The sequence below is a fragment of the Nocardioides sp. Soil_C_8 genome (assembly GCF_057656315.1).
Genome location: NZ_JBDGKQ010000003.1, coordinates 58,764 through 77,764, shown reverse-complemented (window position 1 = coordinate 77,764; position 19,001 = coordinate 58,764). Strand labels below are relative to the sequence as shown.

At 73.0% G+C, this 19,001-nt stretch carries 17 protein-coding genes; 4 read left to right on the top strand and 13 right to left on the bottom strand.

Annotated elements, in window-relative coordinates; genetic code table 11:
* Positions 1-31 precede the first annotated feature (31 nt).
* The 3 genes from AC3A3L_RS14020 to AC3A3L_RS14010 form a co-directional block, all read right to left on the bottom strand.
* On the bottom strand, positions 32-235 hold the full coding sequence (locus AC3A3L_RS14020) for a hypothetical protein (RefSeq protein WP_191196112.1): 204 nt from the start codon (positions 233-235) through the stop codon (positions 32-34).
* Between the two features lie 24 nt (positions 236-259).
* Positions 260-784 carry a 2'-5' RNA ligase family protein gene (locus tag AC3A3L_RS14015; RefSeq protein WP_487640654.1) on the bottom strand — a complete coding sequence of 175 codons (525 nt, stop codon included), beginning with the start codon at positions 782-784 and terminating at the stop codon, positions 260-262.
* A gap of 114 nt (positions 785-898) precedes the next feature.
* Complete coding sequence (locus AC3A3L_RS14010) at positions 899-3,670, bottom strand: ATP-binding protein (RefSeq protein WP_487640653.1); 2,772 nt, start codon at positions 3,668-3,670, stop codon at positions 899-901.
* Between the two features lie 200 nt (positions 3,671-3,870).
* On the opposite strand from AC3A3L_RS14010, the gene cobT reads away from it, so the two are divergent.
* Positions 3,871-4,911: a nicotinate-nucleotide--dimethylbenzimidazole phosphoribosyltransferase gene (gene cobT / locus AC3A3L_RS14005; RefSeq protein WP_487640652.1), complete on the top strand. Its 1,041-nt coding sequence runs from the start codon at positions 3,871-3,873 to the stop codon at positions 4,909-4,911.
* Entirely contained in the window at positions 4,908-5,672 is a 765-nt protein-coding gene (locus tag AC3A3L_RS14000; RefSeq protein ID WP_487640651.1) for an adenosylcobinamide-GDP ribazoletransferase, read from the top strand. Before cobT ends, AC3A3L_RS14000 begins: the two co-directional genes overlap by 4 nt.
* Before the next feature lie 11 nt (positions 5,673-5,683).
* On the opposite strand, the gene AC3A3L_RS13995 is transcribed toward AC3A3L_RS14000, so the two are convergent.
* A complete protein-coding gene (locus AC3A3L_RS13995; RefSeq protein ID WP_487640650.1) occupies positions 5,684-6,526 on the bottom strand; it encodes an SDR family NAD(P)-dependent oxidoreductase in 843 nt (280 codons plus the stop codon).
* A gap of 61 nt (positions 6,527-6,587) precedes the next feature.
* Between AC3A3L_RS13995 and cobU the strand changes: the two genes are divergently transcribed.
* A complete protein-coding gene (gene cobU, locus AC3A3L_RS13990; RefSeq protein ID WP_487640649.1) occupies positions 6,588-7,115 on the top strand; it encodes a bifunctional adenosylcobinamide kinase/adenosylcobinamide-phosphate guanylyltransferase in 528 nt (175 codons plus the stop codon).
* A gap of 27 nt (positions 7,116-7,142) precedes the next feature.
* On the opposite strand, the gene AC3A3L_RS13985 is transcribed toward cobU, so the two are convergent.
* From AC3A3L_RS13985 to AC3A3L_RS13945, 9 genes are all read right to left on the bottom strand, one after another.
* Positions 7,143-7,463: a hypothetical protein gene (locus AC3A3L_RS13985; RefSeq protein WP_487640648.1), complete on the bottom strand. Its 321-nt coding sequence runs from the start codon at positions 7,461-7,463 to the stop codon at positions 7,143-7,145.
* Positions 7,464-7,488: 25 nt separating this feature from the next.
* Positions 7,489-9,063, bottom strand: coding sequence for a sulfatase family protein (locus AC3A3L_RS13980; RefSeq protein WP_487640647.1), 1,575 nt, complete (start codon positions 9,061-9,063; stop codon positions 7,489-7,491).
* Between the two features lie 92 nt (positions 9,064-9,155).
* On the bottom strand, positions 9,156-10,775 hold the full coding sequence (locus AC3A3L_RS13975; protein WP_487640646.1) for a DEAD/DEAH box helicase: 1,620 nt from the start codon (positions 10,773-10,775) through the stop codon (positions 9,156-9,158).
* A 392-nt stretch (positions 10,776-11,167) separates the two neighbouring features.
* On the bottom strand, positions 11,168-11,902 hold the full coding sequence (locus tag AC3A3L_RS13970) for a hypothetical protein (RefSeq protein WP_487640645.1): 735 nt from the start codon (positions 11,900-11,902) through the stop codon (positions 11,168-11,170).
* Positions 11,899-12,573, bottom strand: coding sequence for a SatD family protein (locus AC3A3L_RS13965; RefSeq protein ID WP_487640644.1), 675 nt, complete (start codon positions 12,571-12,573; stop codon positions 11,899-11,901). The genes AC3A3L_RS13970 and AC3A3L_RS13965 overlap by 4 nt, the downstream gene beginning before the upstream one ends.
* A 53-nt stretch (positions 12,574-12,626) precedes the next feature.
* Positions 12,627-15,608 carry a bifunctional [glutamine synthetase] adenylyltransferase/[glutamine synthetase]-adenylyl-L-tyrosine phosphorylase gene (locus AC3A3L_RS13960; RefSeq protein ID WP_487640643.1) on the bottom strand — a complete coding sequence of 994 codons (2,982 nt, stop codon included), beginning with the start codon at positions 15,606-15,608 and terminating at the stop codon, positions 12,627-12,629.
* Between the two features lie 16 nt (positions 15,609-15,624).
* A complete protein-coding gene (locus AC3A3L_RS13955) occupies positions 15,625-16,971 on the bottom strand; it encodes a glutamine synthetase family protein (RefSeq protein WP_487640642.1) in 1,347 nt (448 codons plus the stop codon).
* 79 nt (positions 16,972-17,050) lie between these two features.
* A complete protein-coding gene (locus tag AC3A3L_RS13950) occupies positions 17,051-17,662 on the bottom strand; it encodes a hypothetical protein (protein WP_487640641.1) in 612 nt (203 codons plus the stop codon).
* A 90-nt stretch (positions 17,663-17,752) separates the two neighbouring features.
* Positions 17,753-18,184 (bottom strand): hypothetical protein, encoded by a 432-nt coding sequence (locus AC3A3L_RS13945; RefSeq protein WP_487640640.1) that lies wholly within the window; start codon positions 18,182-18,184, stop codon positions 17,753-17,755.
* Positions 18,185-18,295: 111 nt separating this feature from the next.
* Between AC3A3L_RS13945 and AC3A3L_RS13940 the strand changes: the two genes are divergently transcribed.
* Positions 18,296-19,000 carry a response regulator transcription factor gene (locus tag AC3A3L_RS13940; RefSeq protein WP_487640639.1) on the top strand — a complete coding sequence of 235 codons (705 nt, stop codon included), beginning with the start codon at positions 18,296-18,298 and terminating at the stop codon, positions 18,998-19,000.
* Position 19,001: the final 1 nt, after the last annotated feature.

Sequence of the window (19,001 nt, the reverse complement as noted above, 5' to 3'; positions counted from 1 at the left end):
CGAGCTCACGCAGCCGTCAGGGGGTCGTCCGTCAGGCGTGGCGCTTGAACCAGTAGGTCGTCTCCACGCCGGGGATGACCTGCACCAGCTCCCAGCCGTTGACGCCGAGGGTGGAGAGGAGGTCCTCCCAGGACTCGGTGCCCTCCACGAGCGCCTCGGGGTCGGCGTTGTAGCCGCCGACCTCCACGTTGCCCTGGTCGTCGACAGTGATCTCGAGGTGTGCCCAAGAAGCCATGCCGCGATCCTGCCATGCCCCCGCTCAGCGGCCGAGCGGCCACTCCGCCATCACGTGGCACCGGTCGGTCTCCCACCACGCCAGCTGCAGCCGGTCGAGCACGACGTCGACGGGTACGACGTCCGCGAGCAGCGCCGCTGTCGAGGTGAGGTCGACGTCGTCGGACGCCGCGTCGACCGTGAGGTGCGGCTGCACGTCGGTGCCGAACTCACCGCCGTACGGCGGCCACGCCGGGAAGGCGGCCACCAGCCGGGCCGTCAGGTCGCGCAGCGCGTCGTCAGGGTCGGGGACGAGGTGGATGATCCCGTTGGGGAACTGGCCGAGGCGCTCGAGGCGCACCCGCACCGGCGGCGTCGCGCGCGCGATCCGCGTGACGGTCTCGAGGTCCGTCGCGCTGGGCGCCGGCGCAAAGGGACCGAGGGCCGTGACGTGCGCGTGGCCGAAGCGCGGGTCGGAAGAGACGAACCCCGCGTCGTAGTGCGCGGTCCGCTTCCGCACCCACCCCTCCAGCGCCGGCACCGGGAGCTGCAGGACGGAGTGGCCGGTCACGCAGGCAAGACTGGCAGGCCGCGCCGGGGCGGGCGTCGCCAGGTGTGGTCTCCCGTGGGACGCGAGGGACCGCGGACCGTTCATGTACCGAGAACTCCAGCAGGAGGGTCCTGGTCAGGGCAGCACGCCGGCCGCGGTGAGCAGGTCGGGCCCGGAGAGCCGGCGTCCGGTTGCCAGGCACCGTTCCATCGCCGCCGGCTCGAGGTGCGGCCGGATCAGCCGGTCGCGGACCAGGCCGGGGTGGATGAAGCTGGCGGTGTCGTGCAGCAGCTGGTCCTCGACCGCACCGACCAGCTCGGCCGCCCGCTCCCAGTGGTCGGCGTACGCCGCCGCCACGGCCAGCACGAGCACGCAGTCGGCCGTGCTGTCGCGGCCCTCGGCCAGAGCCCGGTCTCGGGCGCGGCGCAGCTGCTCGACGTACGGCTGGCGGGTGGCAACGTCGGTCAGCGCTTCCCAGTACATCGTCAGCCAGTTGCCGTGCAGGGCGGTGATGGCGAGGTCGTTGAGCTGGTCGCTCATCAGGCGGGCGAGGCGTGTGCTGTCGCGGTCGGCGAGGGCGACGACGCTCCCCGCCCATCGAGACAGGTACAGCGAGTAGTCGCACTCGCCGTCACGGTGTGTCAGCGCGTCGGACTCGGCTCGCAGGAAGTCGGTGCCCGAGTCGAGGGTGCGAGCGACCATGCGATAGCCGCGAGCGAGCCGCTCGAGCTTGTCCTCCCCGGCCGCCGACGCCGCTGCCGCTGCTTCGTCGAGTCGCGCCACAGTACGAGCCGGGTCGGCCAGGTGGGTGACCGCACTGTAGATCGCAGCGATGCAGGCGGCGCCCGGATCGTCGACCTGCCGCGCGGCGACGGTGGCGCTGTGAGCAGCGGTACGCATCACCGTCGGCGCGCTGGCACCCAGCCCGACGTCAGCGGTGAGGATCTCGGTCCACAGCCGGTCGCGGGGCTCGAGGTCGCACGCCGCCAAGGTCTCGACCCACTGCTCGCCGTCGGCGTAGGTGACTGTGTTGCGCCACAGCGTGCTGAGTCCGATCGCGATGTCGACCGCGTCGTCGTAGTGGCCCCCGGAGATGCTCGCGTGGAAGGCGAGCCGGACGTTGTCGATGTCGTCCCGGCTCGCCGCGGCCAGCAGCGCGGAGAGCCAGGCGTCGACGCGTGACCGCAGCCTGGTGCGACGCACCACGTGCTGCCGCAGCAGCTCGACCGCGTGCGCGGTCGCGCCTGACTGGTCGAGTCGCTGCGCGACGTACAGCCGCACGCTCTCCAACAGCCGGTAACGCCCGCGCGAGGGCTCGAAGGAGACCAGGCTCTTGGCCACCAGGTCGCCCAGCGGCGCGGTGACAGAGACCGGCGCCTGCTCCGCGACGGCTGCGGCGGCTGGCAGGTCGAAGCTGGCGGGGAACACACCGAGCCGGTCGAGGAGCTGTCGGCTCGGTTCGTCCAGCAACCGGTAGCTCCAGTCGATGGTCGCGGCCAGCGCGGAGTGCCGGTCGCCGGCCTTCGGGCGGCCGCCGACGAGCAGCGTCAGCCGGTCGTCGAGCCGGTCGAGCAGCTGGGGAAGCGGTAGGTGCCGCAGCTGGGCCGCGGCCAGCTCGATCGCGAGCGGCAGACCGTCGAGTCGCTCGCAGAGCTCGGCGACCCCCGCATCGTCCTCAGCCGGCGCGTCCCCGCCGACCGCTGCCCGCGCCCGGATCGCGAACAACCGGGATGACGATCCGCCCAAGGAGCCAAGCCGTTGCTCGACCTCACCATCCACCCGCAACGGCTCCCGGCTGGTTGCCAGCACGCGTACGGCAGGGGCGTGGTCGAGCAGCGCGTCCACGAGGGCGGCGCTGACGTCGAGCAGGTGCTCGCAGTTGTCCAACACGAGCAGCACGCGACGCCGCGCAGTCGAGGCGGCCAAGGCCTCGAGACCTCGGGTCCCTGCGCCTTCGATGCCGAGCGCCTCTGCCACGGTGAGCACCGCGGTGGCGTGGTCACGAGCCGAGGCGAGCTCGGCGAGCACCACCTCGACGTCGGCCGAGACGGTCTCGACCTGCCGCGCGACGACCAGCGCCAAGGTCGACTTGCCCGCCCCATCCGGCCCGGTGATCGTCACGATCCGGCTTGCGTCGACCGCGGCCGCCACCGTCGCGAGCTCGACCTCCCGACCGACGAGCGACGACCGGGCGGCCGGGATCCGTCGCGTACCCCGTCCCGACCGCCCGACCGGGAGCGCCTCGGCGGTGCGTCGCACCTCGCGGGCCTCGTCGCTCGGCTCGACTGCCAGCTCGCGGCGCAGCAGTTCCTCCATCCGGTCCAGAGCGGCCAGCGCCGCAGTCCGGCGTCCGGCGTCGATGTGGGAGCGCGCGAGAGCCAGGTGCGCGCCCTCGTCGAGGGGGTCGGCCGCCACCAGCTCCTCGAGCATTCCGGCGCGGGCCAGCAGACCCAGCCATTCAGCCTGCAGCCGGTCGCGGGGCTCGGCGGTCCAAGGCGCGTACAGGTCGTCCGGCAGGAGCGCGCCGCTGTAGAGGGCTGCGGCGGCGCGAGCGGAGTCGGCGTCGGTCACCCGGGCCACCGCCTCCTCGAAGGCTGCGACGTCGGTGTGCAGCTCGAGTCCCGGGAACAGGGCCAACGCACGGCCATCGGTGGCGAGAGCGTCGTGCGAACCGAGCGCGGCGCGCGCGAAGTGGGTGGCCTTGTGCAGGCGCGGGGCCGCATCCTCCAGCAGGAGGTCCGGCCACAACGCGTCGACGACCTGCTCGCGCAGCATCCGGGCACCCGATTGCAGGGCCAGCAGCTTGACCAAGGACGCCGCGGCGCTGCGGTGCCACGCTGAGTCGGTGACCGTCACCCCGGCGACGGTCACCTCGAAACGCCCGAGCAGCCTGATCTCGACCGTCACCTAGCGCTCCCGCCGTGTCGTGTCCCGGTCAGGTTAGCGCGACAACCGGGTCGTGTGCGTCGATCGCATCGCGGAACCGACCAGCGTCGCCGACGAGGGCGACCTGAGCCGTGGTGAGGCGGAGCTCACTCGTCGGCCGATCCGGACGTCCGACGGCAGACCACGACGCCATGAAGCGCGACAACTAGGCTGCCGGTGCCATGAACGAGACGCCGCACATCACCCCGCCGTCCCCCGAGATCGCCGCCCTCGCAAGCGAGCGCCTCACCGGCCTGGCGACGCCGCTGGGCGCCCTCGGCCGGGTCGGGGAGGTCGGCGTCTGGCTGTCGGCAGCGCAGGGTGTCGTGCCGCCGCGGCCGCTCACCGACGTACGCCTGGTGGTGCTGGCGGGCGACCACGGCGTCGCAGCGCACGGCGTCTCGGCGTACCCCCCGGCCATCACCGAGGCCATGGTGCGCACCCTCGTCGCGGGTCGCGCCGGCGTGAGCGCACTGGCGCGTGAGCACGGCGTCGCCGTGACGGTGGTCGACGTGGCGGTCGACGCCGACCTCGACGACCTTCCGTCCGACGTCATCTCCCGCAAGGTGCGGCGGGGCTCTGGAGCCATCCACCTCGCCGACGCCCTCACCCACGAGGAGACCGAGCGCTCCCTCGCCCTGGGCGCCGAGCTGGCCGGGGAGCTGGTCGACGACGGAGCCCAGCTGCTGTTGACCGGCGACCTCGGCATCGGCAACACCACCGTCGCGGCCGCGCTCGTCGCTGCGTCGCTCGGCCTGCCGGCCGACGAGGTGACCGGTCGCGGCACCGGCATCGACGACACCGGCTGGACCCGCAAGCGCGACGTCGTGGCACAGGCCCTCGCCCGCGCGGACGGCCGCACCTCCGACCCGGTCGAGCTGCTCGCGGCACTCGGCAGCGCGGACCTCGCGGCGACTGTCGGGTTCCTCGTCGAGTCCTCGAGCCGCGGCGTGCCGGTCCTGCTGGACGGCCTGATGTCGGTCGCGTGTGCGGTCGTGGCCGAGGCCCGCGCACCGGGTGCGGCCGCGTGGTGGCTCGCCGGCCACCGCTCGACCGAGCCCGCCCAGGCCCACGCGCTCAAGTCCCTCGGCCTCGAGCCTCTCCTGGATCTCGGCATGCGGCTGGGCGAGGGATCGGGCGCCGTCGCCGCCTTGCCGGTCCTGCGGTCCGGGATCGCCGTGCTCCGCGACGTGGCGCTGCTGTCGGAGATCCTGCCTTCGTGACCGTCCGCGACGCGTGGCTGCTCGCCACCGGCACGCTCACTGCCGTCCGCGTCCCGCCGCCGAGCCGGGTCGACCGCCGGGTCGCCGGTCTCGCGATGGTCCTCGCGCCGCTGGCGGTCCTGCCGCTGGGGCTGGCCGCGGCGGTCGTGGTGCTGGTCGCCGGATGGGTGGGGCTGCCGCCCGTCGCGACCGCATACGTCGTGCTGCTGGTGCTGGCCCTCGGCACCCGCGCCTTCCACTGGGACGGCCTGGCCGACACCGCCGACGGCCTGACCGCCTCCTACTCCCCCGCACGCTCGCTCGAGGTGATGCGCACCGGCCCGGTGGGACCCGCGGGCGTGGTCGCGGTGGTGCTCGTCGCCGGGTTGCAGGCCGCCGGGCTGACGGCGGTCGTGCGCCACGACCACGGCTGGTGGGTGGTCGGGATCCTGGTCTGCGCCTCCCGGGCCGCGCTGGCGCTCGCCTGCGTGCGCGGTGTGCCCGCCGCCCGTGCCGACGGCCTCGGGGTGACACACGTCGGGTCGGTCCCGGTCGTCGCCGCCGTGGCCACGCTGCTGGTGACCGGGGTCGTCGTCGCGCTCGCGGGCCTCGGCCTGGGGTCGGCCTGGTCGACGGCGCTCGGGCTGGTCGCGATGGTGGCCGTGGTGCTCACGCTGCTGCTGCGGTGCGTACGACGCCTCGGCGGGATCACGGGCGACGTGCTCGGCGCGGCCGTGGAGGTCGCCCTCGCCGTGCTCGTGCTCGCTGCCGCGACCGCGTAGTCGCTGCCGGCTCAGTCACCCGAGCCCGGCTCCGCCATCCTCCGGTGCATCGCCGCCTTGAGCTTGTCCGGCATGGCCTTGCCGGCTGCCTCCTGCACCTTGGTCTTGAAGCCGCCGCCGACCACGCGGTCCTTGCCGGCCATCAGCGCCTCGAAGCCCTGCTCGGCGACCTGCGCCGGGTCGTCCTTCTTCGACGTGCCGACCTTCGTGTCGTCCGCCATGTCGGCCCGCTCGAAGAAGTCCGTCTCGGTCGGTCCGGGCATGAGCGAGGTGAGGGTGACGGCCGTGTCCTTGAGCTCGTTCTGCAGCGCCTCGGTGAAGGACTGCAGGAACGACTTCGACGCGTTGTAGACGGCCTGGAAGGAGCCCGGCATGGTCGAGGCGATCGACGAGGTCACCAGCACTCGGCCCTGGTCGATCGCCACCATGTCGCGCAGCACCAGCTTGGCCAGGCGCACCGTCGAGGTGATGTTGAGGTCGATGATCGAGAGCTCGTCGGCGAGGTCGGTGTCGACGAACGCGCCGCCCTGGCCGTGCCCCGCGTTGAGCGCGATGGCGGCGAGCGGGCGGCCGTCTGCGCGGATCCGCGCGTAGAGGTCGGCAACACCCTGCTCGTCGCGCAGGTCGACCTGCACGTGGTCGACCTGGCCGCTGCTCTCGGCGCGGAGCACCGCCGCGGCGACGGCGATCTCGTCGTCCTCGGCGGCGACGATGAGGTCGAAGTGGTGGTTGACGAACTGCCGGGCGAGCTCGAGGCCGATGCCGCTCGAGGCACCCGTCACGACCGCGAGCGGGCGGCCTGCCTCGTTCGGGCTCCCGGTGGTGGCGGGCGTGGTCGTCGTATCGGAGGTCATGCCGGTCCCGTACCCATGGCTGCGCGTCCGATTCCCCGCCGACTCTGACAGGATGCGCGCCATGCGGATCCTGGTCACCGGCGGAGTGCGGTCGGGCAAGTCCACCCACGCCGAGGACCTCATCGGCGGCGCCCCCGCGACGTACGTCGCCACCGGCACGCCGCCCGACCGCGAGCAGGACCCCGATTGGGCCGCCCGGATCGACGCCCACCGCGACCGCCGCCCCGACGCCTGGGGCACCCTCGAGACGCAGGACCTCGCCGGCGTGATCGCCGGCGCCCGCGACCCGCTGCTCGTCGACTGCCTCGGCACCTGGCTCACCGCGATCATCGACGCGGACGACGCCTGGGAGAAGGACTCCGACGCCGTCCACGAGCTCGTCCTCGCCCGCACCGACGAGGTGGTCGACGCGCTCAACCGCTGCGAGCACGACGTCGTGCTGGTGACGAACGAGGTGGGTCTGGGCATCGTGCCCGAGCACCGCTCCGGCCGGCTCTTCCGCGACCTGCTCGGCGTCGTCAACCAGCGCGTCGCCGCGGCCTGCGACGAGGTGCACCTCGTGGTCGCCGGCCGGGTGCTGCGGCTCTGACCCGGCTCGTCGGTCGGCGCCCGCCGCTCAGGCGGGGTCGGTGAACGACACCGGCTTGCCGGTGGCCTCGGCGTACGCGATCTCCCGGCTCGTCGACTCACCGACGTAGCCTCCCGGGTTGACGACCAGCACTCGGTCGGCGAGGTCGATCTTCCGCAGGTGCAGCGCGTCGAGCGCGGTCTTCTGCTCGTGAGTGATCTCCCCCGCCCCGCGGTCGTCGGTGCGCGCGAAGACGCCCGGCGCGACGACGATGGCACCGGCGAAGGTCAGGTCACGGTTCGCCTCGGCCATCTCCTCCGCGAAACGCGTGGAGCCGCAGATGCAGACGATCTCGGGTCGCTCGGGCACGGACCGGAGTCTAGGCAGCCGGGAGTCATCCGGCCCGGCACTCGGTCGCGCCGACACATCCCGACAACCGCGCGAGGGCGGCGCGGGAGTCGTCCAGCGCCTGCCGCTGCTCCGGCGTCCGGTCGTCCGCCGGCACGGCCATGACGTTGTCGAGCTGGTACGGGTCGACGGCGCCGTCGTACAGCTCCTCCTCGCCCGATCCCCACCGGACGTACTGCCAGCGCTGGCTCACGACCCCGCGCCATCCACCAGCGAGCAGCGCGGCACGCCGCTCCTCCGGTCGTGCCGGCTCCGCGACCAACCGATCGGGCACATCCCCGACCGCGCCTCTCTGGATCAGGAAGAAACGCCGCCATGCCTCGGTCGGTGCGCCCTTCGCCAGCGGCAGCACGGACTCGCCGTCGTGGACCCACGGCAGCTCGATCCCCGCCATGTCCGCGAAGGTCGGCGCGACGTCGACGTTGCCGGTGACGTCACGGACGATCGTGCCGGGCGCGATGCCGGGGCCGCGGATCCCCATCGGCACGCGGATGTCCGTCAGGTACGGGAGGTTCTTGCCGATCGGCAGCCGGTGGTGGCCCATGTGGTACCCGTTGTCGCTGCTGAACACGAGGTAGGTGTTGTCGAGCTGCCCGGTACGTCGCAGCGCCGACACCACCTCACCGACGTACCGGTCGAGGCTCGCGAGCGAGAACAGCTGTCGTCGGAAGATGCGGTCGATCCGGTCCTCGTGGGTGGCGGAGAGCCGATCCAGCCGCCGGATGCGGCGCGGCTTGTCCGCGACGTCCGCCTCGTCGAAGTCGGGTGTCCTCGGCAGCGCCTGGCGGGCGATCCGGGCCGCGAGGACCGGGTCCCCCTTCTCACGTGGTGAGGCGGGCTCGGGCATGTGGGGGCCGTAGGAGGCGAACACCAGGGCCAGTCCGCTCCCGTCCTCGTTCTTCTCGATCTTGCGCAGGGCGCGCCGGGCGAGCAGGTCGCCGAGGTAGTCGCGCGGCCCTCGCTTGCGGAGGATGCGGCCGTTGCGGTTCAGGAGGTAGTCCACCCCGTAGTACTGGCCCTCGATCGGGACGGCCCAGTCCGACCAACCCGGCGGCACGAACCGGCGCGGCACCGCGTTGCGCGGCGCCGACTCCACGAAGGGGTACTCGTTCAGGTACTTGCCCAGCAGTCCGGTCGTGTAGCCGGCCCGTCGGCGCAGCGCGACGGCGAAGGTCCGGTCCGACTCGTCGCCGACGTGGAACCCGTGGAAGCCGTCCGGGAACTCGTTGCCGCCGATGCCGGTGTTGTGCGCGTACTTGCCGGTCAGGATGGAGGCCCGCGACGGGCAGCACAGGCTGATGTTGGCGTAGTAGTTCGTGAACCGCGCTCCTCCGGCGAAGACGTACCGACGCGTGTTCGGCATGTGCCGCAGGTGGTAGGTCGCCATGTCGTCGGCCAGGAAGAAGATGACGTTCGGCTTCGCCGCGGCGGCAGACATGTCCGACATCGGGACTCCACGGCCGGCCGACGCGTCACCGGCACTCCCGCCGAGAGCTGCGACCAGTGCAGCCACGGCGAGCAGCACCACGAGCGGGCCGCTGGTACGAGCTCGACTGGCCATGGTGTCCTCCCGGGTCTCCCATTGGACGCGAGCAACGGGCACCGTTGTTGCCCGGTCCAGTCCACTGACCCAGTCGGGGCGTCGGCCCCGGGTCAGGCGCCGTCCTCGGTCAGGCTGGTGACCGGCAACCAGTCGGCTCCGAGGAGCTGGGCGAGGTCGGTGAGGCCGGTGGTGTCGCCGCCGACCGTGTCGGAGGCCGCGGCGATCCGTTCCACCATCACCTTGCCGACCTGCTCCTCGACGGTCCCTTCGGCGTACGCGACGTGCCACGGCGAGACCTGGTGGTCGCGGTGGGTGCGGCCGGTCACCTGCCGCCCGGCGATCCCCGAGAAGCGGGCCTGGTGGAACAACCCGACCCGGGGCTCCGTGCTCGCCGTGCGGCCGTCGGCGAGGGTCTCGCCGGCGTGCAGGCTGATCGAGGCGACCGTGGTGAAGACGCAGACCTTCGCCTGCCCGGTCTGGAACCGCAGCCGCTCCGTCTCCGGGTCGAACCGGTCACGGCCGTAGATCGTGGCGACCTCGATGCCGGAGTCACGCAGCCGGTCGGCGATCGGGTCCGCGGCGGTCGCGACGAACTCGACCGAGCACGCCACCTGTCGCTCGGCCTCGACCTGCTGGGCGATCCACGCGACTGTCGAGTCGACGCGGATGAGCCCGGCCTTCTGCCGGAAGCGCAGGAGCGCCGCCCGACCCTTGGCGACGTTGCGGCCCCGCCGTGCGATGTCCATCTCGCGGCAGAACTCCCCCCACTCCGCCTCGTACGCCGCTCGCTCCGCCGGCGTGAGCGTCACCGGCATGCCGGCGATCGGCACCGGTCCCCACGGTGCGGCACGGTGGAGCATCGCCGGCGGCCGCTCCTCGTCGAGCCAGCCGCGCACGAGCTTGAGGTCGGCAGCGCGCCGCGCCGGATCGGTGGTCCACGCCGCGCCGTAGCGGCCACGTTCCACCCCCACACCGTGACGCTCGAGCGCGTCCGCGAAGACCTCGCCGGGGTTCGTGGCGCTCGTCCACTCCTTCATCGACTCCCCCAGCACCTGCGCATAGGCCGGGGCGAGGTACGGCAGCTCGAGCGGCGTGTGCCCGGGCGTCGCGGTTGTCGCGATGACGAACGGCGCCCGGTCGTGCGACTTCCCGTGCCCGGAGATCCGCGCCCACAGCTTCCACCGCTTCGTCGTCGTACGACGCAGGGCATGCGCCTCGTCGGCGATGATCACGTCCCAGCTGTGGTCCTTGACCTTCTCGAGCCGGTCCCAGGTGATCACCACCCACTCCAGGCCGCCGTCCCCCAGCGCCGTGATCGTGCGGCACCAGTGGCCGATGGTGATCGCGGCCGGCCGGTCGGCCACGACCAGCACCCGGCGCGCCCCACGGAGGTCGCCCACCGCCGTCGCCCCGAGCACCGCGGAGATCGTCTTGCCCACGCCGGGCTCGTCGGCGAGCAGGAACAGCCGTCCCCCCGCCTCGGCGCGCGCCGCGATCGCATCGGCAGCCTCGAACTGGATCCGTCGGGGCTCGAGGTCGTCGGTCGGCTCGGGGACAGGCGTCGGATCGTCGGGATTGAGGGTGTTCTCGACGAACCGGCCGAGCGTGTGGGGGCCCGGGGAGTACGGCGCCAGGTGCGCGGGCAGGTCGCGCCCGACGTGGAGGTGGGTCCTGACGGCAGGGTGCCAGCCGGCGCCGTCGACCTGCGTCCCGTACGGGACGTCGAGCACCCACACCCGCTCCCCCGGCCCAGCCACCGGCAGCGGCCGCTGCTGCTTCCGCTGGCCACTCCGGCGCGGGGACGCGCCGCGTCGGGCACTGGATCGACGACGGCTGGCCACCCCCGGACGCTATCCGGGTCTCCACCACGAACGGCGTCGGCTCGCCTGCACCAGCGGTGAACAGGACACATTTTCGGGCCGCAGAAGGTGTCTCACTCACCGCTCGGGCGCGTGTCGGCGTGCGACGCGCTGGCGGGCGGTGGCTGGGCCACATTCCGCATGCCCGGAATGTGGGTGGACCACCGCTCCGGTCGTCGCGCAATTGATGGTTGGCCACGGCACGATGCGCACCCGCGAGGAGGACCTGGCGGCCGTGGGCCGACACGGCCTGTCGCAGTGGCTCAGGCCACCAGCACGAACGACCCCAGCGCCACGAGCCACGACGCGAACGACCCGAGCAGGAAGTACTCGGTCATCTCGTGCACCGTCTGCTGCTCGTGGCGCGAGGACAGCTCGGGGAAGCGGAGCAGGCCCTTGGCCGCGACGACCACGCTGGCCGCGGTCACCTGGCCGCCGAGCGCGAGGGCGAGGATGAAGACCCGCTCGAGCGGGCCCAGCAGCCGGCCGCCCTTGAGCTGGGTCGGCGGCATCCCGCCGTCGGCCCGCGGGTTGATGGTGCCGGTCGCCTTGAGCACCAGGCGGACCAGCACGTTGCCGGTGGAGAGCTGGATGGCGAAGGCCCCGAGGAGCAGCAGGAATCGGTCGGCCGAGACGGAGCCCAGGTCGGCGATCGCCAGCGACTCCAGCCACCGCGCGAGCGGACCGGCGGCGGCGGGTGCCAGCCCCGACACGGCGATCGCCCCCACCAGTGAGGCGAGGAAGACGCCGAGCGGCAGGCGCGCGGCCTTCGGACCGGGGTGGCCGAAGCCCCAGGTGACGGTCAGTCCCCATGCGAGCACGACGACCACGATGACGAGGAGCGCCGCGACGTCGCGCCCCGACGTCAGCCCGGCGAGGAGTCCGACGCACAGCGCCACCAGCGCCCCCACGCACTCGGGCAGGTAGCGCGTGCGGCGCACCGAGTGGGTCAGGTCGGTGACGGCGAAGCCGATCAGCAGGATCCCGAGCCAGCTCATCGATCTCCTTCCTCGGTGCTGACCCCGCGACCCGGGGTCGCGAGCAGGTCGTGGGCGGCGACGATCGCCGCCAGTCCGTCGGCGCGCACCCGCTGCGACACCGCGGACGCGCTGATCCCCAACGCCTCGGCGACGTCGCGCTGGGTCACGTGGGACAGCAGACCACGCAGCACCGACACCGAGCGCTCCGACAGGCCGGTGACCCGCTCGTCGCGCAGCACCAGCCCGGCGTTGACCAGCCCGGGGTCCGGCCCGCCCACTGCCCCGTCCGCGACGACGTACGCCGTGCGCAGCCAGCGCTGCCCGGAGCTCGACCCGGCGGCGGCCGCGGCCTCGATCCCGGCGCGCGCGGCCCACCAGCCCGGGCCGTCCTCGATGCCCGCCTCGTCGTCGAGCACGGTGGTCGCGCCCCAGCCGATCCCGTGCCGGATGTCGTACGTCGGCAGCAGCCGCACCCGGACCAGCAGCGTGGCCTGCACGGCCTCGGCGACCGTCGCGAAGGCACCCTGGTACTCGTCGCCGGCGGTGATCCACATCGGCCGCAGCGGGCGGAGCAGGTCGTTCACCTCCGCGAGGGCCGCGTCGAGGTGCTGGTGCAGGACGGTGCGGTCCTGCGATGATCGGGACCCGACCAGGTCCCCGATCAGGGTGGCGACGGCGGTCTCGGTCATCGTCCGATGATGAAGTTCATTGCTTCATTTGTCCACTGATGAAGCAAAACGCTTCATTCCCAGAACACTCGCTCGACGACCCCGTGCGCGCGTCGGGTGGTGCGGAGGTAGTCGTTGACCATCTGGTCCGACGCCCCCTGGGGATAGCCCAGCACCTGGGCGACCGCCGCCCGCTCGCGGGCGTCGCGGGGCAGCTGGTCGGAGGGCCGGCCACGCACGAGCGTCACCGCGTTGCGCACCCGGCTCACCAGCCGCCACGCCTCGGCCAGGGTCTCGGCGTCGTCGGCGGAGATCAGGTCCGCGTCGGCCGCCGCCTGCAGCGCGGGCAGCGTCTGGGGAGTGCGCAGCGCCTCCACCGTGCCGGCGTGCCGCATCTGCAGCAGCTGCACCGTCCACTCGACGTCGGCCAGCCCGCCGCGCCCGAGCTTGAGGTGGGTGTGCCGGTCGGCGCCGCGCGGCAGCCGCTCGTCGTCGACCCGCGCCTTGATCCGGCGCACCTCCACCACCGCCGAGTCCGGGATCCCGTCGGCCGGGAAGCGCAGCGGGTCGATGAGCTCGGTGAAGCGGGCACGCAGGTCGGGGTCGCCCGCCACGGCGTCGGCGCGCAGCAGCGCCTGGAACTCCCACACGTGCGACCACTTCGCGTAGTAGGCGGCGTAGGACTCGACCGTGCGCACCATCGGACCGTTCTTGCCCTCGGGACGCAGGTCGGCGTCGACCTCCAGCGGCGGATCGCTCGCGGGCAGCGACAGCAGGCGCCGCACCTCCGCGACCACGGCGGTGGCGTACGACGACGCCGCCTGCGCCTCGACGCCGTCGGCGGGCTCGTGCACGAACATCACGTCGGCGTCGCTGCCGTAGGACAGCTCGAAGCCGCCGTAGCGCCCCATCGCGATCACCGCGATCCGGCTGGCGGGGGCGTCGAGCCCGCGCTGCCGGCGCACGGACTCGGTCGCGATGTCGAGCGTGGCCTGCAGGGTCGCGTCGGTGAGCCGGCTCAGCCCCTGTCCGACCAGGGCCACGTCGGTGCCCGCCACGAGGTCGCCGCACGCGATCCGCAACAGCTCGCGACGGCGTACGGCGCGCACCGCCGCGACGGCGGCCTCCGGTGTCTCGGCCCGCTCGACCAGGGCCTGCATCTCCGCCAGCGCGGCCTCGGCGCTCAGCGGGACGAGGGACTCCCCCAGCATCTTCACGCCCTGCGGCTCGCGCTCGAGGAGGTCTGTGGCGTAGCGCGAGGTGCCGAGCACGACGGCGAGCCGCTGGGCGACCTGTCCCTCGTCGCGCAGCATCGTGAGGTACCACGGGCTGCGACCCAGGCTCTCGCTGATCCGGCGGAAGCCGAACAGCCCGGCGTCCGGGTCGGGCGAGTCGGCGAACCACTCCAGCAGCACCGGCAGCAGGGTCCGCTGGATGTCGGAGGTGCGGGAGACCCCGCTCGTCAGCGCCTCGAGGTGGCGCAGCGCCGCCCGCGGGTCGGCGTAGCCCAGCGCGGACAGCCGGGCCTCGGCGGCCTCCAGCGACAGGCGCGCCTCGGGACCGGGCAGCTTGGCGACCGCACCGAGCAGCGGGCGGTAGAAGAGCTTCTCGTGGAGCCGGCGCACCTCGCGCCGGTGGTGGCGCCACTGCCGCTCGAGCTGGGTGGCCGGCTCGGAGAAGATGCCCACCGACCGGCCCAGCCGGCGCAGGGACGCCTCGTCGTCGGGCAGGACGTGGGTACGCCGCAGCTGGTGCAGCTGGATGCGGTGCTCGAGGGTGCGGAGGAACGTGTAGGCCTCGTGGAGCTTCTCGGCGTCCTCACGGCCGACGTAGCCGCCCTCGCTGAGGCGGGCCAGTGCGCTCAGCGTCGCGCCCTCGCGCAGCGACGGGTCGGACCGGCCGTGGACGAGCTGGAGGAGCTGCACCGCGAACTCGACGTCGCGCAGCCCACCCGAGCCGAGCTTGATCTGCCGCTCCGCCACGTGGGCGGGGATGTGGTCGACCACCCGACGCCGCATCGCCTGCACGTCGGCGACGAACCCGTCACGCCCGGCGGCGCTCCACACCATCGGCGCGACCATCTCGCAGTAGCGGCGGCCGAGCTCGACGTCGCCGGCGACGGGGCGCGCCTTGAGCAGCGCCTGGAACTCCCAGGTCTTCGCCCACTTCTCGTAGTAGCCCTGGTGGCTCGCGAGAGTCCGGACGAGCGGCCCCTGGCTCCCCTCCGGCCGCAGGTTGGCGTCGACCGGCCAGATCGTGCCCTCGCGGGTGTGGTCGGAGCAGATGCGCATCAGGTGCGAGGCCAGCTGCGTCGCCGCCCGCAGGGCGACGCCGTCGTCCGACCCCGTGTCCACCGGCTCGTGGACGAAGACGACGTCGACGTCGGAGATGTAGTTGAGCTCGTGACCGCCACACTTGCCCATCGCGATGATCGCGAGGCGCACGCTGTGGGCCGGCTCGCCGACCCGGGCACGCGCGACGGCGAGCGCGGCCTCGAGCGTCGCGGCTGCGAGGTCGGAGATCTCCGCGGCGGCGTCGTCGAGCCCGACGTGATGGGCGAGGTCGCGCGAGGCCAGCCGCAGCAGGTGGCGGCGGTACTCCACCCGCAGCGCGTCGACCGCCTCCTTGTCCGGCAGCGATGCCACGGGCTCGGCGGCGTGCGGGTCGGCCCCGACGACGCCGAGCATCGCCTCGCGCAGGGCGTAGGCCGGGGTGCGGGTGCTGCCGAGCGTCGGGTCGGTCAGCTCGCGCCACTGCTCGGGATGGCGGGAGAGGTGGTGGGCGAGCGCCGCGCTGGCGCCGAGCACGCTGCACAGCCGCATCGCCGTGCCCTCGTCGTCGGCGACCTCGGCGAGCATCTCGCGACCGGAGCCCTGGGCGTGCTCCTCGAGGGCGTCGGCGAGGCGCAGCAGCCCGTCGAGCGCGGCGTCGGGGTCGGCCGACGCGGCGAGCTCGTCGACCAGCGGCGGGCCCGCGACGCCGAGGCGCTCGATACCGTCGGCGGCGGCGGCACCGTCGACGAAGCCCTTGCGGACGTAGGTCCCGGCGGAGGTCATCGCAGAACCGCTGGGCTCAGATGACCGGCAGCATCCGGTCGCGCTCGTAGGCGGAGACCTGGGTGCGGTACTCCTCCCACTCGGCGCGCTTGTTGCGCAGGAAGAAGTCGAAGACGTGCTCGCCGAGGGTCTCGGCGAGCAGCTCGGAGTCCTCGGCGATGCCGATGGCGTCCCAGAGGCTGCGCGGCAGGGGCGAGATGCCGAGCGCCTTGCGCTCGCGCTCGGTGAGCGACCAGACGTCGTCCTCGGCCTCGCGCGGCAGCTCGTAGCCCTCCTCGATGCCCTTCATGCCGGCGCCGAGGACGACGGCGAAGGCGAGGTAGGGGTTGCAGGCCGGGTCGATCGTGCGCAGCTCGATGCGGGTCGACTGGCCCTTGTTGGGCTTGTACATCGGGACGCGGACCATCGCGGAGCGGTTGTTGTGGCCCCAGCAGACACCGGACGGGGCCTCGCCGCCGCCGAGGAGCCGCTTGTAGGAGTTGACCCACTGGTTGGTGACGACGCTGATCTCGCTGGCGTGGCGCAGGATCCCGGCGATGAACTGCCGCCCGGTCCTGGAGAGCTGGTACTGCGCGCCGGCCTCGAAGAAGGCGTTGCGATCGCCCTCGAAGAGCGACACGTGGGTGTGCATGCCGGAGCCGGGGTGCGTCGTGAACGGCTTGGGCATGAAGGACGCCCAGATGCCGTGCCCCAGCGCCACCTCGCGGACCACGGTGCGGAAGGTCATGATGTTGTCGGCGGTGGTGAGCGCGTCGGCGTAGCGCAGGTCGATCTCCTGCTGGCCGGGGCCGCCCTCGTGGTGGCTGAACTCCACCGAGATGCCCATCGCCTCGAGCATCGTGATCGCGTCGCGGCGGAAGTCGGCGCCGCGCGACTGCGCGGTGTGGTCGAAGAACCCGCTGCGGTCCACCGGCACCGGCTCGTCGCCCTTCCCGGGCACGTCCTTGAACAGGTAGAACTCGATCTCGGGGTGGGTGTAGAAGGTGAAGCCCTTGTCGGCGGCGGCGCTGAGCGTGCGCTTCAGCACGTGGCGCGGGTCGGCGTAGGACGGGCTCCCGTCGGGCATCACGATGTCGCAGAACATGCGCGCCGTGGCCGGGCCGCCGTCCTCGCCGGTGCGCCAGGGCAGGATCTGGAACGTCGACGCGTCGGGGTGGGCGAGCATGTCGGACTCGTAGACCCGGGCGAAGCCCTCGATGGCGGAGCCGTCGAAGCCGATGCCCTCCTCGAAGGCGTTCTCGAGCTCGGCCGGGGCCACGCTCACGCTCTTGAGGAAGCCCAGCACGTCGGTGAACCACAGTCGCACGAACCGGACGTCACGCTCCTCGAGCGCCCGGAGCACGAAGTCCTCTTGCTTGCCCATGGCACCACCCTAGGGGTCGCCGCGACCAGCACGGCGACCCCCGCCGCAGGGTGGGCAACGGCGTCCGGGAGCGGGATGCTCAGCGGCAGATGTTCACGTCCTGCGAGCCCAGCACGCCGTCCCACACCTGGCGCATCGGCGGCAACCAGCTCTGGGTCGTCGGGACGAAGGCGATGCTGCCGTCGACCATCTTCTTCACCCCGCGCACGCGCACCTTCTCCACGACGAGCGGCAGGGTGACCGTGCGGCTGCGCACGCCCTCCCAGCAGGCCGACGCCTTCTTCTTGGTCACGGCCTCCTCGAGGGTGACGGTGTCGCCGACCCCCTCGCCGTTGTAGCGCCACGCCACCGTGGTGACGTAGCCGGTGTGGCCCTCCCAGGGTGCACGCACCGTGGCCGACATGCCCCAGGTGCGGCGGGTCGGGACGCGGAAGGTGACGGTGCCGTCTCTGACCTCCTTGGCCTGCGACTCCCAGACGTGGACGACGTCGGCGTCGAGCGTGCTGCGGGCGTTGACGAGCTGCACCTCGCAGCCCTCGCAGTCGTCGACCGTGAAGGTCAGGGTGGTGCGCGCGGTGGCGCGCTGGTCGTCGGGCTGGGCCTGGGCGGGCGCGGACGCCAGCGAGCCGGCCAGGAGGGCGGCGCCCGCGAGCGCGGTGGTGCGAGCCAGGACGGTGGTGCGGTGGGTCATCTCGGTCTCCCCGTGAGGTGGTGTGTCGCTGACTGGACGCACCTGCTCCCCCGAAGGTTGCACTGGATCCCGTCCGACCTGGCTGACCCGTCAGTCCTCGCCTAGCGTGTTGCGCTCGAGCTCGGCGAGGGTGGGCCGGCCGCGGTTGCAGAAGACCTCGAGGTCGACGGAGTTGCGCCCGTCGCTGAAGACCGCGTCGACGTCGTCGTCCGGCCCCTTCTCCCAGCTCACGATGCGCCAGCCGGCGGCCTTGTCGGGGCGTACGCCGACGCCGTACGCCCACGTGTCGCGGCACTCGACGAGGAAGGCTCCCCACTCCCCCGAGATCTCGTCGGACACGACCGGGCCGTCGGGCTCGGGCACCGAGGCCGACGGGACCGACACGTCGCGGGCCACCTCGTTGCCGACCGGGCCGCGGTCGCGGATGGTGGCGCCCACGGTCGAGACGGCGAAGACGCCGACGAGCACGGCGACGACGGTGGTGGCGGCCCACAGGCCCACGAGCAGCGTCCGACGTCTCACGGGACCATCGTGCCGAACCGCACGTCAGCGGGAGGTGAGGCGGCGGTTAAGGCAGTGCTAAGGCTCGCTCTCGGCGCGGACCGGAGCGGTTGCGGGCGGTACGGTCACCGCGTGGCCGAGGTGCTGATCATCGAGGACGACGACCGGATCCGGCCGTTGCTGGTGCGCGGCCTGCGCGACTGCGGGCACACCGTGACCTCCGCGCCCACCGGGATGGCCGGCCTCCAGCTCGCCGTCGACTCCGGTCCCGACCTGGTCGTGCTCGACCTGGGTCTGCCCGACGTCGACGGCACCCAGGTGCTCACCATGCTGCGCGCGGTCAGCCAGGTGCCGGTGATCATCGCCAGCGCCCGCGCCGACGACCCGTCGCTGGTGGGGGCGCTCGACGCCGGTGCCGACGACTACGTCGTCAAGCCGTTCACCAGCGCGCAGCTCGACGCCCGCATCCGCGCGGTGCTGCGCCGGGTCGACGCCGGCCGCCAGCGGCCGTCGACGATCACGGTCGGCGGCCTCTCCCTCGACCTCGCCGGCCGGCGCGTGCACCTCGACGGCGCCGAGGTCGACCTCACCCCGCGCGAGTTCGACCTGCTCGCCCACCTCGCCGAGCGACCGGGCGAGGTGGTGACCAAGCGCGACCTGCTCGTCGAGGTGTGGCGCCAGCCGTGGGGCGGCTCGGACAAGACGGTCGACGTGCACCTGTCGTGGCTGCGGCGCAAGCTCGGCGAGACGGCCGCCGCTCCGCGCTACCTGACCACGGTGCGTGGCGTCGGCGTACGCCTGGCAGCGCCCGCTCCGGAGACCGGACAGGACGACTGAG

What these genes read in the sequence shown, in the direction of transcription:
- AC3A3L_RS14020 (WP_191196112.1), bottom strand. Translation starts at nt 235, where the DNA reads ATGGCTTCTTGGGCACACCTCGAGATCACTGTCGACGACCAGGGCAAC.
- cobT (WP_487640652.1), top strand. Translation starts at nt 3,871, where the DNA reads ATGAACGAGACGCCGCACATCACCCCGCCGTCCCCCGAGATCGCCGCC.
- AC3A3L_RS13995 (WP_487640650.1), bottom strand. Translation starts at nt 6,526, where the DNA reads ATGACCTCCGATACGACGACCACGCCCGCCACCACCGGGAGCCCGAAC.
- cobU (WP_487640649.1), top strand. Translation starts at nt 6,588, where the DNA reads ATGCGGATCCTGGTCACCGGCGGAGTGCGGTCGGGCAAGTCCACCCAC.
- AC3A3L_RS13980 (WP_487640647.1), bottom strand. Translation starts at nt 9,063, where the DNA reads ATGGCCAGTCGAGCTCGTACCAGCGGCCCGCTCGTGGTGCTGCTCGCC.
- AC3A3L_RS13970 (WP_487640645.1), bottom strand. Translation starts at nt 11,902, where the DNA reads ATGAGCTGGCTCGGGATCCTGCTGATCGGCTTCGCCGTCACCGACCTG.
- AC3A3L_RS13965 (WP_487640644.1), bottom strand. Translation starts at nt 12,573, where the DNA reads ATGACCGAGACCGCCGTCGCCACCCTGATCGGGGACCTGGTCGGGTCC.
- AC3A3L_RS13960 (WP_487640643.1), bottom strand. Translation starts at nt 15,608, where the DNA reads ATGACCTCCGCCGGGACCTACGTCCGCAAGGGCTTCGTCGACGGTGCC.
- AC3A3L_RS13955 (WP_487640642.1), bottom strand. Translation starts at nt 16,971, where the DNA reads ATGGGCAAGCAAGAGGACTTCGTGCTCCGGGCGCTCGAGGAGCGTGAC.
- AC3A3L_RS13950 (WP_487640641.1), bottom strand. Translation starts at nt 17,662, where the DNA reads ATGACCCACCGCACCACCGTCCTGGCTCGCACCACCGCGCTCGCGGGC.